The 17,399-nt window shown below is 63.1% G+C and carries 11 protein-coding genes; all 11 read right to left on the reverse strand.

Features of this window, described 5'->3' with window-relative positions; genetic code table 11:
- Positions 1-48: 48 nt before the first annotated feature.
- The gene (locus ACI2KG_RS22555; protein ID WP_404663348.1) at positions 49-2,985 is read right to left on the reverse strand and encodes a DUF748 domain-containing protein; all 2,937 of its coding nucleotides are present in this window, start codon (positions 2,983-2,985) and stop codon (positions 49-51) included.
- A 78-nt stretch (positions 2,986-3,063) separates the two neighbouring features.
- A complete protein-coding gene (locus tag ACI2KG_RS22560) occupies positions 3,064-3,933 on the reverse strand; it encodes an oxygenase MpaB family protein (RefSeq protein ID WP_404663349.1) in 870 nt (289 codons plus the stop codon).
- A 42-nt stretch (positions 3,934-3,975) separates the two neighbouring features.
- Positions 3,976-5,910, reverse strand: a complete 1,935-nt coding sequence (gene acs / locus ACI2KG_RS22565) for an acetate--CoA ligase (RefSeq protein WP_404663350.1) — start codon at positions 5,908-5,910, stop codon at positions 3,976-3,978.
- Between the two features lie 260 nt (positions 5,911-6,170).
- Positions 6,171-7,835 carry a glucose-6-phosphate isomerase gene (gene pgi, locus ACI2KG_RS22570; protein ID WP_404663351.1) on the reverse strand — a complete coding sequence of 555 codons (1,665 nt, stop codon included), beginning with the start codon at positions 7,833-7,835 and terminating at the stop codon, positions 6,171-6,173.
- 186 nt (positions 7,836-8,021) lie between these two features.
- Positions 8,022-8,885, reverse strand: coding sequence for a pantoate--beta-alanine ligase (gene panC / locus ACI2KG_RS22575; RefSeq protein WP_400618469.1), 864 nt, complete (start codon positions 8,883-8,885; stop codon positions 8,022-8,024).
- The gene (panB, locus tag ACI2KG_RS22580; protein ID WP_404663352.1) at positions 8,882-9,682 is read right to left on the reverse strand and encodes a 3-methyl-2-oxobutanoate hydroxymethyltransferase; all 801 of its coding nucleotides are present in this window, start codon (positions 9,680-9,682) and stop codon (positions 8,882-8,884) included. The genes panC and panB overlap by 4 nt, the downstream gene beginning before the upstream one ends.
- Positions 9,683-9,944: 262 nt before the next feature.
- Complete coding sequence (folK, locus tag ACI2KG_RS22585) at positions 9,945-10,424, reverse strand: 2-amino-4-hydroxy-6-hydroxymethyldihydropteridine diphosphokinase (protein ID WP_404663353.1); 480 nt, start codon at positions 10,422-10,424, stop codon at positions 9,945-9,947.
- On the reverse strand, positions 10,421-11,812 hold the full coding sequence (locus tag ACI2KG_RS22590; protein WP_404663354.1) for a polynucleotide adenylyltransferase PcnB: 1,392 nt from the start codon (positions 11,810-11,812) through the stop codon (positions 10,421-10,423). Before ACI2KG_RS22590 ends, folK begins: the two co-directional genes overlap by 4 nt.
- Before the next feature lie 991 nt (positions 11,813-12,803).
- The gene (locus tag ACI2KG_RS22595; RefSeq protein WP_404663355.1) at positions 12,804-14,246 is read right to left on the reverse strand and encodes a sigma-54-dependent transcriptional regulator; all 1,443 of its coding nucleotides are present in this window, start codon (positions 14,244-14,246) and stop codon (positions 12,804-12,806) included.
- Between the two features lie 4 nt (positions 14,247-14,250).
- Positions 14,251-17,226, reverse strand: a complete 2,976-nt coding sequence (locus ACI2KG_RS22600; RefSeq protein ID WP_400618484.1) for an ATP-binding protein — start codon at positions 17,224-17,226, stop codon at positions 14,251-14,253.
- Positions 17,210-17,386 carry a hypothetical protein gene (locus ACI2KG_RS22605; RefSeq protein WP_003250005.1) on the reverse strand — a complete coding sequence of 59 codons (177 nt, stop codon included), beginning with the start codon at positions 17,384-17,386 and terminating at the stop codon, positions 17,210-17,212. Before ACI2KG_RS22605 ends, ACI2KG_RS22600 begins: the two co-directional genes overlap by 17 nt.
- Positions 17,387-17,399 lie beyond the last annotated feature (13 nt).

Consider the following 17,399-nt stretch of genomic DNA (forward strand, 5'->3'; position numbering starts at 1 on the left):
CTGGGGGAGCGGGTTCACCCGCGAATGGGCCGGGCCTGCTATCAGAGTTTACTCGGCATCCAGATGCATCGGCGTCACCACTCGGCCATCGCTTTCTGGCTGCCCCAGGCTGGTATCGATGAAATACACCCGGTCATCTTCCAGCTTGCCCTTGTCGACCAGGTAGTCCTTGATGCTGCTGGCCCGTTCCTGGCCCAGTGTACGCAGTAACGCGGTGCTTTCGGCCCACGACTTGATCACCGCCTCGCGCAGCTTGGCAGTGCGCTCATCGCGCCCCAACTGTTCCCAGTCGGCCGGCGGTTGCTGCTTCAGACGGGTGCGGTAAATGCCTTCGAGCATCGCCGGTTTGTCACTGTCATCAACAATCAGCATCGAAGCATTAGGCGGCACCTTGTCACCACGGCGCTGCAGGATCTTGTACCAGGTGGCCTGGTACTCACGCTCCAGGCGCTGCTGGGCGATCAGTGGGCCGTCGCTGGCCTGGGCGCTGGTGCCTTCGATTTCCAGGCGCAGTTCCGGGCGTTCTTTCAGCGCCGATGCCAGCTTGTCCAGCGACGATTGGGCATCGCCGCTGAGTTCGCTGGAGCCCGGTGCGAAGGCCACATTACCGAGGTCTTGCGAACCACCCCCGGTAATCAGCCCGCCAATGAACTTGAACGGCGCTTGCGCCGCACGCAGCACCAGGTTGCGCAGGGTTTGCCAGACAATCGGCATTACGCTGAACTGTGGGTTATTGAGGTCGCCCGTCACCGGCAGCTCGATCGAGATCTTGCCCTCGGTGTCCTTCAGCAATGCCACCGCCAGGCGGATCGGCAAGTCGACCGCATCCGGGCTGTCGACTTTTTCGCCCAGTTGCAACTGCTCCACCACGACTTTGTTCTCGGCCTTGAGCTGGCCGTTGGTGATCAGGTAATGCAGGTCGAGATTGAGCCGGCCCTTGCGGATACGGAAACCGGCGAACTTGCCGGAGTAGGGGGTCAATGTGGTCAGCTCGACGCGCTTGAAGCTGGTGGCGATGTCCAGGCTGGCCAGCGGGTTGAACGGGTTGAGGGCGCCTTTGATGGTCACCGGTGCATAGCGGTCGACCTTGCCCTTGACGTCAACCTTGGCCGGAGCTGGCGTGCGGTTGTCGATGGTGCCGATCTGGCCGTTGAGCTGCTGGATGGCCGTGGCGAAGTTGGGGGTCAGCGACAGGTCGGCAAAGTTGGCCGAGCCGTCATTGATGTCGACCTGGCCGATGTGGATGCCCAGCGGTTTGCTGTTGCTGGCCGGGGCTGATTTCGCCTGGCTGCTCGACGGTGCGCCAGCCGGCTGCGGGATCAGCAGGTCGTTGACGTTGGTGGTGCGGTCTTCGTTGATGATGAAGCGTGCATAGGGTTGCAGCAGGGTCACCTTGTCGATCGACAGCGCATCACCATGCACGTAGGACAGGCCGTCCACGTTCACCTGCTGCCATTTGACGAAGTCGCGGCTCTTGATCGTGTCGAGGGTGTGCAACTGACTGACCTGGGCCTTGCCGGTAACATTGAAGGCCAGCGGCGCGGTGTTTTTCAGGTCGACCTTGAGATCGCTGGAGAGCATGCCGCTGCGCAGCTCCAGCAGGATGAACGGGCTGATGTAGGCCTGGGCCACGCGCAGGTCGATATCGCGGGTGCTGACATCCAGCTTGGCCCAGATCGGCGCCAGGTTGACCTGGCCGGCTGCCTGCAGCTTGCCTTGCTTGCCCACACCGGTATCGAGCTTGAGGGTGAAGGGCGTCTGGTTAAGGCTGTCAAACCCTTGCAGGTCGGCGTTGAGCGGGCCGATATCGAGGGCCACAGGCTCCTTTTGCGTACGGTCTGCCAGGTGCACCAGGTAGTTGCGCAACTGGACGTCCTTGAGCAGCACCTGCCAGGGCTTGCTCGGCTCCTTGGCCGCTTTTTCTTCAGGCGTAGGCTCGGCGGTAGCCGGCTCGGCCTTTTCTTTCGGCGTGGCTTTGGCCGGTTGGCTGGCGAACAGCTTCTGCCAGTCGAGCTGGCCGTCTTTTTCCAGCGCAGCCCAGGTTTCCAGTTTTTCGCTGCGGATCTTGCCGACGGTGACCCGTTGCTTGACCAGGTCGACAGAGGTTTCGCTCACCTCCAGGCTGGCCAGGCGCGCCAGCGGCCGACCATCCGGTGCCTTGATGGCGAACGGTGCGATCCGCACGGAGGCATTGTCCAGGAGCAGTTCTGTCTGTTTGGCGAGGTTGAGCTTGTAGTGGGTGTCGAGGCTGACCACGCCGTCTTCCAGCACCAACGGCACGGCATCGCGCACATAGGGCCAGAATGCCTTCATCTTGCCTTCGGTGATCTTCAGCGTGCCTTCAGAGGCGATCGGCGCCAGGCTGAGAGTACCTTTCCAGTCGATACGCCCGCCGTTGGGGCCAAGGGCCACCAGGGACATGTCGGCATTGTCGTTGGGCAAGGTGCTGAGGTTTTTCAGCTCCAGGTTCATGTTGTCGTAGAGGAACTCGATCGGCTCGCTGGGGCGCTGGTCCTCGAAATGCAGGTAGCCATCGATCAGCTTGATGCTGCCGATGCGCAGCGGGAACGGGTCGCTGGGTGGTTCGTCGGGCTTGGCTTCACTGGCTGGCAGCTTGAACAGCCCGGTCAGGTTGAGCGTACCGTCCTTGGCGAACAGTACCTCGTTGCGCGGTTTGTCGAGCTCGACCGCTTCCAGGTGCAGGGCGCGGGTCCACAGGCTGTCGAGCGAGAGGTTGGCATATAGCCGTTCGAAGCCCACCTGCTCCTTGCCGGGTTCGCCGATCTGCAGGCCCCACAGTGTCAGCTCGAGGCTGAAGGGGTTGAGCTCGATCCGTTCGAGGTGGGCCGGTACGGTAGCGTACTGGGCCAACTGCTGATTGGCGACGCGCAGTGCGACACCGGGAAGTATGAGAAAGCCGAGCAGGCTGTAAAGGGCCACCAGGGCCACGATTGCGCCAGCGGCGCGAGTCAATCCTTTGTACATGTGTCGCTTCGTCTGTCTAAGCAGGAGTGCTTGGAGTATGGCACGTTAAATCAGTTCCGCTGGGCGGACCAACTGGCGTCAGTCGATACCCATGCGTCGCTTGGCCCGGTGCGCCGAGCCATCGCGCATCGCCCAGCGCAATACCGGTGCGGTGCGCTTCAGGCCCAGGCGGATCAGGCGCTGTTGCAGGGGCCCATGCTGCAAGCCGAGCATCACCTGGGCCCAGCCCGGTAGCAGGTCGATACCGGCGAGTAGCATCAACTTGCCGACTGGTTGAGCCAGGCGGCTGGGCGCCGGGGCGTCGAGCAGAATCCGAATCACCTCGTGGCTGCGTGCGTCGCAGTGCAGTTGCGGGCGTATGCGCTGCAGGTAATCTTCCACCTGCTGGCAGGAACGTGGCACGTCTCGGGCGCCAAGGCGCTCGGCAATCAGGGCGATCTCGTTGTAGTAGGCATCCTGCTCACTGCGCGGCAGGTGCGGGTTGCGGTAACGCAAGTGGGCAGCGAGGAAGCTGCTGACCTCCGCCACATGCACCCAGGTCAGCAAGTCCGGGTCGCTGGCCGCATAGGGACGGCCGTCCGGCGCGGTACCGGTGACCTGAAGGTGAATGGTGCGCACCTTGTCGATCAGCCATTCGGCGTCGCCCGTGGCACCGAAGGTAGTCCCGGAGATGAACTGGCTGGTACGGCGCAAGCGGCCGAGCAGGTCTTCACGGAAATTGGAATGATCCCACACACCGGCCAATGCCAGTGGATGCAGCAATTGCAGCATGAGCGCGCTGATGCCGCCGACCAGCATGCTGGGAAAGTCGCCATGCACCTGCCAGCTGATGCTGTGCGGGCCGAACAGCCCAGGGTCGCCCTTGGGCGATTCCAGGTCGAGCTGGCCGAGGGCCAGCCCGGTAAGGCTCATGACCTGGGTTTCGATGCGGCGGCGAAGGGCTTCCATGGCGACCTGCGTGGCAGGGCGGCCATGAACAGTGGCCGCCGGTTACTGGTTGAGGCGTTTGTCGATCAGGCCCTGCACTACGCTGGGGTCGGCCAGGGTCGAGGTATCGCCCAGGTTGTCCAGCTCGTTGCAGGCGATCTTGCGCAGTATACGCCGCATGATCTTGCCTGAGCGCGTCTTCGGCAGCGCCGGTGCCCACTGGATCAGCTCGGGCTTGGCGAAACTGCCGATTTCCTTGCTGACCAGGGCCAGCAGCTCGGTTTTCAGTGCGTCGTCTGGCGTTACACCATTCATGGGCGTGACGAAGGCGTACACACCCTGGCCCTTGAGGTCATGCGGGTAGCCGACCACGGCGGCTTCGGCAACGCTGTCATGCAGTACCAACGCGCTTTCCACTTCGGCAGTGCCGATGCGGTGGCCGGACACGTTGATCACATCATCGATGCGCCCGGTGATCCAGAAGTCGCCGTCGGCATCGCGGCGGGCACCGTCGCCGGTGAAGTAATAGCCGGGCATGGGTTTGAAGTAGGTGTCGACCATGCGTTGGTGGTCGCCATAGACGCTGCGGATCTGCCCTGGCCAACTGGCCTTGATGACCAGCAGACCGGCGCCGGGGCCCTCAATCAGTTGGCCTTTTTCGTCCAGCAGCACCGGTTGCACGCCGAACATGGGCTGGGTGGCGCAGCCAGGCTTGAGCGAGGGTGAGCCAGGCAGCGGGGTTAGCATGATGCCGCCGGTTTCGGTCTGCCACCAGGTATCGACAATCGGGCAGCGCTTCTGCCCGACTTCCTCGAAGTACCACTCCCAGGCTTCTGGGTTGATCGGCTCGCCGACACTGCCCAGCAGGCGCAGGCTTTTGCGCGTGGTGCTCTGCAGCGGTGCCGAACCTTCGCGCATCAGCGCACGCAGGGCGGTCGGGGCGGTGTAGAAGATGTTCACCTGGTGCTTGTCCACCACCTGCCAGAAGCGCGAGGTGTCCGGGTAGTTGGGCACGCCTTCGAACATCAGCGAGATCGCACCATTGGCCAGCGGGCCATAGACGATGTAGCTGTGGCCGGTTACCCAGCCGACGTCGGCGGTGCACCAGAACACTTCGCCGTCCCGGTAATCGAACACTACGTCGAAGGTCATGGCCGCCTGCAGCAGGTAGCCGCCGGTGGTGTGCAGCACGCCTTTGGGTTTACCAGTGCTGCCAGAGGTATAGAGGATGAACAGCGGGTCTTCGGCTTCCATCGGCTCGGGGGCGCAATCATCGCCTGCCTTTTCCGTTGCCTCGTGGTACCAGAGATCGCGGCCCTCGGCCCAGGCAACATCGCCATCGGTGCGGCGTACCACGAAGACGCTGCTGACTGCGGGGCAACTGGCCAGGGCCTTGTCGACGTTGTGTTTGAGCGGGATGCGCTTGCCGCCGCGCACGCCTTCATCGGCGGTGATCACCGTGCGGCAGTCGGCATCGAGAATGCGGTCGCGCAGGGCGTCTGGCGAGAAACCACCGAACACCACCGAGTGGATGGCGCCGATGCGGGTGCAGGCGAGCATGGCGAAGGCGGCCTCGGGGATCATCGGCATGTAGATGCACACCCGGTCGCCTTTTTTCACCCCGCGTGCTTTAAGGGCGTTGGCCAGGCGGCAGACCTGGCGGTGCAGCTCGCGGTAGCTGATGGCCTTGGAATCTTGCGGGTCGTCACCTTCCCACAGCAGGGCGGTCTGCTCGCCGCGCTGGGCCAGGTGGCGGTCGATGCAGTTGTAGCTGACGTTGAGCTGAGCACCGTCGAACCAGCGCGCTTCGCCGGTCTTCAGGTCGCCTTGCTGCACGCTTGACCAGGGCTTGATCCAGTCCAGGCGCTTGGCTTGTTCGGCCCAGAAGGTGTCGGGGTCGTCGACCGACTGACGGTAGAGGCGGCGGTAGTCGTCGGGGGTGAGGGCGGCGGCCTGGCTGACGGCCAGGGCCTGGGGGTAATTGCGGATATCGAACATGGCGGGTGGTCCTGCTCTTGTAAGGGGCGAGGGACTGCAACGGCTATTCGATAGGACAGTGTAGCTGGGGAAGGTGTTCCGCCTGTGCCACCTCCCCAGTTGAGGTTTGCGCGGTCCCTGTAGGAGCGGCCTTGTGTCGCGATGGGCCGCAACGCGGCCCCAGGATTTCAGCATTTGTGCATCAATTTTTGGGGCCGCTTCGCGGCCCATCGCGACACAAGGCCGCTCCTACAAAGAGCGACCATGTGTCGGCATTGGGATCACCCGCGGTGACGGCCGCGGAAGTAGTTGATCAGGCCTTGGGTCGAGCCATCTTCAGCGCTGTCTTCCAGGCTGCCAACCAAGCGCTGGTAAACGCCCTTGCCCAGCTCCTTGCCCAGCTCCACGCCCCACTGATCGAAGGCGTTGATACCCCAGATCACGCTCTGCACGAACACCTTGTGCTCGTACATCGCCACCAACGCGCCCAAGCGGCGCGGGCTGATGCGCTCGACCACCAGTGTGTTGCTCGGGCGGTTGCCCGGGATCACCTTGTGCGGGGCCAGCTTTTCGATGTCCGCTTCGTTCAGGCCTTTGCCACGCAGTTCGGCTTCGGCTTCTTCGCGGGTTTTACCCAGCATCAGCGCCTGGCTCTGCGACAGGCAGTTGGCATACAGCCACTGGTGATGGTCGGCTACTGGGTTGAAGCTCACGACCGGCACGATGAAGTCGGCCGGAATCAGCTGGGTGCCCTGGTGCAGCAACTGGTGGTAGGCGTGCTGGCCGTTACAGCCGACGCCACCCCAGATGACCGGGCCGGTATCGGTTTTCACCGGGGTGCCATCTTGCAGCACGCTTTTGCCATTGGACTCCATGTCCAGCTGCTGCAGGTGCTTGGTGATGTTACGCAGGTAATGGTCGTAGGGCAGGATCGCGTGGCTGCTGGCGCCCCAGAAATTGCCGTACCACACGCCCAGCAGGGCCAGCAGCACGGGCATGTTCTTGTCGAACGGCGCGGTCTGGAAATGCTGGTCCATGGTGTAGGCACCGGACAGCAGCTCCTTGAAGTTGGCGGTGCCGATGGCCAGGGCAATTGGCAGACCGATGGCCGACCACAGCGAGTAGCGCCCGCCGACCCAGTCCCACATCGGGAAGATGTTCTCTTCGCGGATGCCGAAGGCCACGGCGGCGGCCTTGTTGCTGGAGACCGCAATGAAGTGGCGGTACAGCTCGGCTTCCGAGCCGCCCTGTGCCAGGTACCAGGTGCGTGCGGCCATGGCGTTTTTCAGAGTCTCGAGGGTGTTGAACGACTTCGACGAGACGATGAACAGGGTGGTTTCGGCGCGCAGGTTGGCCGACAGCTCGTGGAACTCACTGCCGTCGATGTTGGCCAGGTAGTGGCAGCGCACGCCGCGCTGAGCGTAGGGCAGCAACGCCTCGGAGACCAGCTCGGGGCCGAGGAACGAGCCGCCGATGCCGATGTTGACCACGTCGGTGATCGGCTTCTCGCTGTAGCCACGCCACAGGCCGTCATGGATGCGGCCAACCAGTTCGGTGATCTGGTTGAGTACCTTGTGCACTTCCGGCATGACGTTCACGCCGTTGACGCTGAGTTTGTCACCTACGGGCCGGCGCAGGGCGGTATGCAGCACCGGGCGGCCTTCGGAGGCGTTGATGATTTCGCCGCTGAACATCGACTTGATGGCGTCCTGCAGGCCAACTTCGTTGGCCAGGTTGACCAGCAGGTCGCGGCTTTGTTCGGTAATCAGGTTTTTCGAATAGTCGAGGAACAGACCGCAAGCGCTAAGGGAGAACTGGTCGAAGCGCTTGGCATCGGCGGCAAAGGCTTCGCGCATGCTGAAGCACTGCATGGCATCGCGGTGTTGCTGAAGCGCCTGCCAGGCGGGCAGGGCCGTCACATCGTGGGGAGTACGGTAATACGCCATTGCGCGGGGTTCCCTTGGTGCGTGGTGAGACCTTGGACACGGCAGTCGTTGCCGGGTTCAGGCTGGCATCATTATAGGCAAAGGCCACGCGCTGGGAATGGGTATGACAGGGGGATTTTGGGAGCGCTTTGCGCCCCTGTGGGAGCTGGCTTGCCGGCGAATGGGCTGCAAGGCAGCCCCATGCCATTACGCGGTCTTCTCTTCCACATGCAGGTAAAGGTTGTCGATCAACCGGGTGTTACCCATGTAAGCCGCCGCAATCACCACCAGGTCGCGATCATCGATCACCGCCGGGCGCAGGCTCACGGCATGGCGCACTTCCAGGTAGTCCGGGCGGAAACCCGCCGCAGCCAGTTGCGCCTGCCCTTCGGCAACCAGCGCAGCAAAATCCCGCTGTCCCCGGCCAATGCCCGCCGCAATCTGCTGCAACGTGCGGTACAGCGCTGGTGCAGCACTACGCTGCTCCGGCGTGAGGTAACCATTGCGCGACGACAGCGCCAGGCCATCTTCGGCCCGCACGGTGGGCTCGCCAATGATCTGCACCGGCATGTTCAGGTCGCGCACCATGGCGCGGATCACCGCCAGTTGCTGGAAGTCCTTTTCACCGAATACCGCAAGGTCCGGCTGGACCATGTTGAACAGCTTGCTGACCACCGTGGCTACACCTTCGAAATGCCCGGGCCGGCTGGCGCCGCACAGGCCTTCGGAAAGCTGGGGCACGCTGACGCGGGTTTGCACGCTCATGCCGTCGGGGTACATCTCGTCCACGGTGGGCGCGAACAGCAGGTTACAGCCGGCCTGCAGCAGGCGCTCCTGGTCGGCGGCGAGTGTGCGTGGGTACTTGTCGAGGTCTTCGTTGGCGCCGAACTGCAGCGGGTTGACGAAGATACTGGCGACCACGAAGTCGGCGCGCTGCGCGGCCTTGGTTACCAGCGCAGCGTGGCCGCTGTGCAGGTTGCCCATGGTTGGAACGAAGCCGATGCGCTTGCCCTCACCGCGGGCGCGGGCCACTGCTGCGCGTAGTTCGCGGACGGTCTTGACTGTATTCATGCACTGAACCCGTGTTCGCTGCCTGGGAAGCTGACTTGCTTGACCGCCTCGACGTACGCGACGAGGGCGCTGTGGATATCCGGCTGGCCTTGCATGAAGTTCTTCACGAACTTTGGTACCCGACCAGTCAGCGACAGGCCGAGCATGTCGTGCAGTACCAGTACCTGGCCATCGGTGGCGCTGCCGGCGCCAATGCCGATTACCGGGATGCCTACGGCATTGGTGATTTCCGCCGCCAGTTCGCTGGGCACGCATTCCAGCAGCAGCATGGCTGCACCGGCTTGCTCCAGGGCAATGGCGTCGGCACGCATCTGCCGGGCCTGGGCTTCCTGGCGGCCTTGCACTTTGTAGCCGCCCAGCACGTTGACGGTTTGTGGGGTCAGGCCCATGTGCGCGCACACCGGCACGCCACGTTCGGCCAGCAGGCGAATGGTCTCGGCCAGCCAGGCGGCGCCCTCGATCTTGATCATGTGGGCGCCGGCCTGCATCAGCGAAGCGCTGTTGGCAAAGGCCTGCTCAGGGGTGGCGTGAGCCATGAACGGCAGGTCGGCAAGAATCAGCGCGCCATCGTTGCCGCGTTTTACGCTGGCGGTATGGTAGGCCATGTCCGCCGTGGTTACCGGCAAGGTGCTGTCGTGGCCCTGCAGGACCATCCCCAGCGAGTCGCCCACCAGCAACACTTCAATGCCAGCCTGGCTGGCGACCTTGGCGAAGGTTGCGTCGTAGCAGGTCAGCATGGTGATTTTTTCACCCTTGGCCTTGAGGCCATTGAGGGTGGTGAGGGTTACTTCAGGCATGTAGGAAATTCCTCGTTCAGGCGCTGTAAAAAACGACTGCATTCAACGCGTGTAGTCATCTTCCGGAGCGGCACATCATCGCGCGTGATGTTCGGGCACAGGTCCGTCCGGGCCTAAATACGGGTATGCGGCACTTTGGTGCCACACGGGACGCCTATAGTCGTGAGCGAGGTGGGGGAAGTCAATCACCCTGTTACCGCATTGTTACGATCAGGGTGTTACTGGCGTTACCGTAGCGGTACGGCAGGCTGGAACGCCCGGTTTACAGGCGTTCCAGGCCGACGAACGGGCAATCGTCGAGTAGTTGCGCAAGTGCGCGGCCATCGGCCAGGCGGAAATCGCCGGGTACCAGTTCGGCCAGTGGGTACAGCACGAAAGGGCGGGCGTGCATGTGGTAATGCGGCACTTTCAGGCGGGGCTGGTCGAGTACCTGGTCGCCGAACAGCAGGATGTCCAGGTCCAGCGTGCGTGGGCCCCAGCGTTCCTTGCGTACCCGGCCCTGGCCGTTCTCGATGGCCTGCAGCGCGTCGAGCAGGGCCAGCGGTGCCAGGGTGGTGTCCAGCGCGGCGACGGCGTTGGTGTAGCGGGGCTGGCCAGGCAGCAGCGAATCGCTGGTGTACAAGGCCGAGGCCGCTACCAGGCGTGTGGCTTCGAGCTGGTCCAGCGCCTGCAAGGCGCTGCGCAGCTGCTCGGCAGGTGCATCCAGGTTGCTGCCCAGGCCAACGTAGGCGCGGGTGGTCACTCGAACAGCGCCTCGTCGCCACCGCGCTTGCGTTTGCTACCGCTGCGCTTGCGTTTGCGCGGGCCGGCGCCAGTGCCTTCATCACGGCTGCCCAGCTCGCGGATCATCTCGCGGCGCTCGCTGTCGTTGGCATCTTGGTAGTCGGTCCACCACTGGCCGAGGTCGTCGGTTTCCTCACCGGCGCTTTCACGCAGCAGCAGGAAGTCGTAACCGGCACGGAAACGCGGGTTGTCCAGCAGTATGTCGGCGCGCTTGCCGCTGCGGCGTGGCAGGCGTTCCTGCATGTCCCAGATCTCGCGGATCGGCAGGGTGAAGCGCTTGGGGATGGCAATGCGCGCGCACTGTTCGGCAATCAGGTCGTGGGCTGCGCCGTTCATGGCCGGAATTGGCGGCACACCCTGGTTCTGCAGGTGCAGTACACGGGACGGCAGGGCAGGCCACAGCAGTGCAGCGAACAGGAAGGCTGGCGTCACCGGTTTGCCCTGCTTCACGCGCAGGTCGGTGTTGTTCAGTGCCTGGCTGATCAGCGTGTGGGTGTAGGTAGGGCGCTCTTCCAGGGCGTGTGCACTGGCCGGGAACAACGGCTCGAACAGTTCCAGGTCGACCAGCATCTCGAAGGCAATGGCGCCCTGGCCGGAAAGGAACAGCTTCAGGCACTCTTCGAACAGGCGTGCTGGCGGGATTTCGCGCAGCAACGGGGCCAGTTCGCGGATCGGCTTGAAGGTGTGCTTCTCGATGCCGAAGTCCAGCTTGGCGGCGAAACGCACCGCGCGCAGCATGCGCACCGGGTCTTCCTGGTAACGGTGGGTCGGGTCGCCGATCAGCCGCAGCAGGCGGTTGCGCACGTCATGTACGCCGTTGGCGTAGTCGAGGATGCGCTCGCTAACCGGGTCGTAGTACAGGGCGTTGATGGTGAAGTCGCGGCGTTGCGCGTCCTCTTCCAGGGTGCCGTACACGTTGTCACGCAGGATGCGCCCACTGGCGTTATGCGACGAACGGTGGCTGTCACCCTGGTCGTCTTCCGAGTGCGGCGCGCGGAATGTGGCGACTTCGATGATCTCACGGCCGAAATGCACGTGGACCAGCTTGAAGCGGCGGCCAATGATACGCGCGTTACGGAACTCGGCACGGACCTGTTCGGGCGTGGCACTGGTGGCCACGTCGAAGTCTTTTGGTGTGATGCCCAGCATCAGGTCGCGGACGCAGCCACCGACCAGGTAGGCCTGGTAACCCGCACTTTGCAGGCGCTCGACGATGTTCACCGCATGGCGGCTGAACTGGTGGCGCTGCAGCGAGTGCTGGCTCTTGTTGATCACCTCAGGCGTGGTGCGCCTGTGGTGCTGGCCCGGTACGGGCGGGCGGAACGACTGGAACAGCTTCTTCAGCATGGGATGCACTGTTTGAAGGAATGTTCGGCCAAGAATAGGAGAATGGCCGCATGATGGGCGGGGATTCTAGCATTTACTCAGGGAATGGTGTAGGCGGGTAGCAGGATGCCTGCAGGAATGACAGAAACGACAAGGGGAGCCTAAGCTCCCCAAGAAGTGTCGTTGCGTGCTCTTATTATTTTTTTGCTGGGCTTTTTGTTTTTGTTGAGTGCCCTGCCCACAAATCTCGAAACTTGTGGACGACCCCCAAACCGGGGGTAAAGAGCAAACGGATTGCTTTGGCCGCTGATGTCACGTTGATCTGTCGATCCAACCAGTTCAGGCGCTGCTTTTTAGTGCAGTTTTTGTTGTTCTCTGCCTGGTCGTGGGGCAAGCCCCAAACACGCATCCTCTCCAAAAGAATCAGTTAGCTGCGCCTCCGCCGTCTTGTTTTTATTGTGCGTGAGCCGTTTCGTCTTGTTCTTATTTTAGATTTCAGTGCTTGTTATTGTTTTTGTACTAAGCATATAGCAGGTGCCGTGCCAACTTTTCGAAACCCAGTAAAATCAAGGGGTTGGGAGGATTTGGCGATTTCCGATGGGCCGTAAATGTCGGGATTTCGTTACCGTACGCCTCGGGAACTGTTACGGCTGAAAGGTTGGGTAACAGATTTTTTGCGGGAGTGAGGTGTTACCTGGGGTGCTCGGCGTTACAGGTGCGGTGCCCGGGGGATCGAGCGCCGCCCGCGCGGCGCTTCGCGGCACAAGGCCGCTCCCACATCTGTTTCGGGCCAGTCTTTGCTGTGAGATCACCTCGGGCCGCCCTGTTTGTTCCCTTCGACATCGGCATTGCCGCTGCTCTTCATCAATCTCCAGCCATGCACCCAGGGTGCGAGTGCGCAGGTGGCAGGAGTAACTGGCCCGAAACAGATGTGGGAGCGGCCTTGTGCCGCGAAGCGCCGCGCGGGCGGCGCTCGATCTCACAGGCGCCGCATAAGCTACGGCGAACAGCGTTACTCGCTGACAGCATTACTCTTACGCCGCGGAATGCCCAGACGCTGGCGGCGTTCCCACAGGCACTTGCGGCTGACGCCGAGCTTGCGTGCCAGCTCGGTCTCGGTCATATGGTCTTGATGCTCAAGCACAAAGTGCTGGAAGTAGTCCTCCAGCGACAGGTCCTCGGTCGGCTCGTGGCTGGCGCTGGCCGCGCTCGCCACTACCAGGGCCTTGTCGAGGATGTCGTCTTCCTCCAGGTCGCTCAGTTCGATGTCGATGCCCAGCAGCTCGGCAGAAATTTCCGCACTCTCGCTGAGGATCACCGCACGCTCCACGGCGTTTTCCAACTCACGCACGTTACCCGGCCAGCTGTAGTGACGAATGGCCTGCTCGGCTTCTGCCGAGAAATGCAGGTCGTCACGGCCGATGCGCGCGCTCTGGCGGGCCAGGAAGGCGCTGGCAATTTCGTTGACGTCGCTGCCGCGCTCGCGCAGGGCCGGTAGCTTCAGGGCAATCACGTGCAGGCGGTAATACAAGTCTTCACGGAACTGGCCGGCCTTGGCCAGGTTCTTCAGGTCGCGGTGGGTCGCCGCGATCAGGCGCACGTCGACCTTTTGCGACTGCACCGAACCCACCCGGCGAATCTCGCCCTCCTGCAGCACGCGCAGCAGGCGGGCCTGGGCTTCCAGGGGCAGTTCACCAATTTCATCGAGGAACAGCGTACCGCCATCGGCGGCTTCGACCAGGCCGGCACGACCGGCGCTGGCGCCGGTGAAGGCACCTTTTTCGTGGCCGAACAGTTCGGATTCGATCAGGGTCTCGGGGATGGCTGCGCAGTTCACCGAAATCATCGGCGCCTTGGCCCGTCGTGACAAGTTGTGCAGGGCGCGGGCTACCAGTTCCTTACCGGTACCCGATTCGCCCTGGATCAGCACATTGGAGTCGGTCGGCGCGACCTTGCGGATCTTGCTGTACATGTCCTGCATGGGCGGGCACGAGCCGATGATGCCGATTTCGCCATTGGCCGCTGCCGCGCTGGCTTTGTCGGCCGGGGCGGCCTTGCCGTTGCTGGCGCGTGGCTCGGCAGCCGGAACAGCGGCGGGGGCGTTCTGCCGGTCGCGCAGGATGCGCGCCACCGCTTGCAGCATTTCGTCGTGGTCGAAGGGCTTGGCGATGTAGTCCACCGCGCCCATTTTCATCGAGTCCACCGCCGAGCGCAGGCTAGCGTAGCTGGTCATGATCAGCACCGGGGTGCCTTGGCCAAGCTTGATCAGTTCGGTGCCCGGCGCGCCTGGCAGGCGCAGGTCACTGACGATCAGGTCAAAGGTGGCAATGCTGAAGCGTTCCTGGGCTTCCTGCACCGAGCCGGCTTCGCTGACCTGGTACTGGTTCCGCTCAAGCAGACGACGCAAGGCCGAGCGGATGATGGTTTCGTCTTCGACGATCAGAATGTGCGGCATTGATTCAATTCTCTCGACGGTCTCGAATTTCAGGGGACGTCGCTACGACATGCCGGGGCAGGGTCACGCGGATCCGGGTGCCACGTTGCCGTTCGATGTCGGCCGGGCTGTCGATGGTGATTTGCCCATAATGCTCTTCCACGATGGAATAGACCAGAGCGAGCCCCAGTCCGGTTCCTTCGCCCGGGTCCTTGGTGGTGAAGAACGGTTCGAACAAGCGGTCCTGGATGTTCTTCGGGATCCCGCTGCCCTCGTCCTCGACGATCAGGTCGACGGTGTGCTCGCTGACTTCGCTGCGCACGCGCACGGCGCTGCCCGGCGGTGAGGCGTCGCGGGCGTTGGAGAGCAGGTTGATCAGCACCTGGGCCAGGCGCTGCGGGTCCCCTTCGGCCCAGTGGTCCGGGTCGCAGAGGTTGAAGAACTGTACTTCGAAATTGCGCCGGTTCAACGCCAGCAGACCGATGGCGTCCTGCGCCACTTCGGCCAGGCACACCGGCTCTTCGCTGTTCTGGTGGCTGCCACCGGCATGGGCAAAGCTCATCAGTGACTGGACGATGCGCGACACCCGCTTGGTCTGGTCGAGAATCTGGCTGGACAGCTCGATGATTTCGCCATCGCCGTCGCGTTCCTCGCGCAGGTTCTGCGCCAGGCAGGCGATGCCGGTGATCGGGTTGCCGATCTCGTGGGCCACGCCCGCAGCCAGGCGGCCAATGCTGGCCAGCCGCTCGGAATGCACCAGCTTGTCTTCCAGGGCCTGGGTTTCGGTAAGGTCCTCGACCAGCAGCACCAGGCCACTGTTACCGGGCGCCAGCGGTTCGTCAATGGCTGCCTTGTGCAGGTTCAACCAGCGCGGCTGGCCGTCGAGTGCCAGGCGCTGTTTGTGCAGGTGTTCGTCGGGTACGTTGATGAAGCCTTGCAGCAGCCCGCGCCAAGGTTCGGCGATGGTGACCAGGCGTGAGCCGACCACGTGCTTGGCGGCGATGCCGGTGAGTTCCTCCATGGCCTTGTTCCACATCAGGATTTCCTGGTCCTTGGCCAGCGAGCAGACGCCCATGGGCAGCTCCTGCAGGGTCTGGCGGTGGTAGCGGCGCAGGGCATCGAGTTCGGCGGCCAGGCCGGTAAGGCGCGAGTGGTAGTCTTCCAGGCGGCTTTCGATGAAGTGAATGTCCTCGGTTACGTAGTTTTCGTTACCGGACTTGTATGGCAGGAAGGTTTCGACCATGTCCTGGGCCACGCTCGGCCCCATCAGGCCCGACAGGTTGGCTTCGATGCGGTCACGTAGGCGGCGCAGGGCATAAGGGCGGCGCTCGTCGAACGGCAGGTACAGGTCGCGCAGGGCTTGCTCCACTTCCTTTTGCGCGGCCTTGGCACCCAGTGGCTTGGCCAGCTGGGTGGCGAATTCCTGCGGCGAGGCAGCGTGCAGCTCGCGGCGCTGTGGCCGGCGCACGTTGTCCACCGCGCAGGCTTCAGCGGCGCTGACCTCTTCGGTGCTGGCGTTGGTGAACAGCGAGATCAGGGTGAACAGCAGCACGTTGGCTGCCAGCGACGCGATGGCCGCCATGTGCCAGCTGGTATCGTCCAGCACATAGATCATGTCCAGCAGCGGAATGTAGAAGCCCTGCAGGTTGCCCAGCAGCGGCAGCAGCATGGTAACAGTCCACACCAGTGTCCCGGCCAGCAACCCGGCGATGAAACCGCGGCGGTTAGCGGTTGGCCAGTACAGTACCGAAAGGACGCCTGGCAGGAACTGCAAGGTGGCGACGAAGGCGACGATACCGAGATTGGCCAGGCTCTGATGGTTGTTCTGGGTCAGGTAGAACATGAAGCCGGCAGTGATGATGGCGACGATCAGCGCGCGGCGGGTCCACTTCAGCCAGCGGTAGATATTGCCCTCGGCAGGCGGCTGGTACAGCGGTAGCACCAGGTGGTTGAGGGCCATGCCTGACAAGGCCAGGGTCGTGACGATAATCAGCCCGCTGGCAGACGCAAGCCCGCCCACGTAGGCCAACAGTGTCAGCGCCTGATTGTTGGCGGCGATACCCAGCCCCAGGGTGAAGTACTCGGGGTTGGTGCTGGCGCCCAGGCGCAGGCCGGCCCACAGCACCAGCGGCACGGCCAGGCTCATCAGCAGCAGGAACAGCGGCAGGCCCCAGCTGGCGCTGACCAGCGAGCGCGGGTTGAGGTTTTCGGTAAAGGCCATGTGGTACATGTGCGGCATGACGATGGCCGAGGCGAAGAACACCAGCAACAGGGTGCGCCATGGGCCTTCCTGCAGCGGGGTGTGCAGGGCCGCCAGGGCGGTCTGGTTCTGCAGCAGCCAGACTTCCAGCTCGTGCGGGCCGCCAAATACGCCGTACAAGGCGTACAACCCGATGCCGCCCAGCGCCAGCAACTTGATCACCGACTCGAAGGCAATGGCGAATACCAGCCCTTCGTGCTTTTCGCGCGTGGCAATGTGCCGCGAGCCGAAAAAGATGGTGAACAGGATGATCAGCACGCAGAAGGCAAAGGCCACCCGGGCCTTGACCGGCTCACCGGTGAGGATGCTGATTGAGTCGGCCACCGCCTGGATCTGCAGGGCCAGCAACGGCAGTACGCCGATCAGCATGATGATGGTGGTCAATGCCCCTGCCCAGGTGCTGCGGAAGCGGAACGCCAGCAGGTCGGCCAGCGATGAAAGCTGGTAGGTGCGGGTGATCTTCAGGATCGGGTACAGCAGCACCGGTGCCAGCAGGAACGCCCCGGACACCCCCAGGTAACAGGCGAGGAAGCCGTAGCCGTATTGGTAGGCCAGGCCCACCGAGCCATAGAAGGCCCAGGCACTGGCGTACACACCCAGCGACAGGGTGTAGGTGAGCGGGTGGCGAATGATGGCGCGCGGGATCAACCCGCGCTCACTGATCCAGGCCACGCCGAACAGCACCATGAGGTACCCGGCGCTGATCAGGATCATCTGGGTCAGGCTAAAGCTCATCGGCATCTCGTTGGCTCTGCAGGATGAAGGTGACGACGATCAGGATCAGCCAGAGCAGGTAGGGGCGGTACCAGGCTCCGGTCGGCTCGATCCACCAGTCCATGATGGCCGGGGAGAACAGGTAGATCCCCACGACCAGAAGCAGGACCAAACGATAGATGTACATGCTGGCCTCGATG

The organism is Pseudomonas sp. NPDC089407 (assembly GCF_044900445.1).
In the GTDB taxonomy this organism is placed as follows: domain Bacteria; phylum Pseudomonadota; class Gammaproteobacteria; order Pseudomonadales; family Pseudomonadaceae; genus Aquipseudomonas.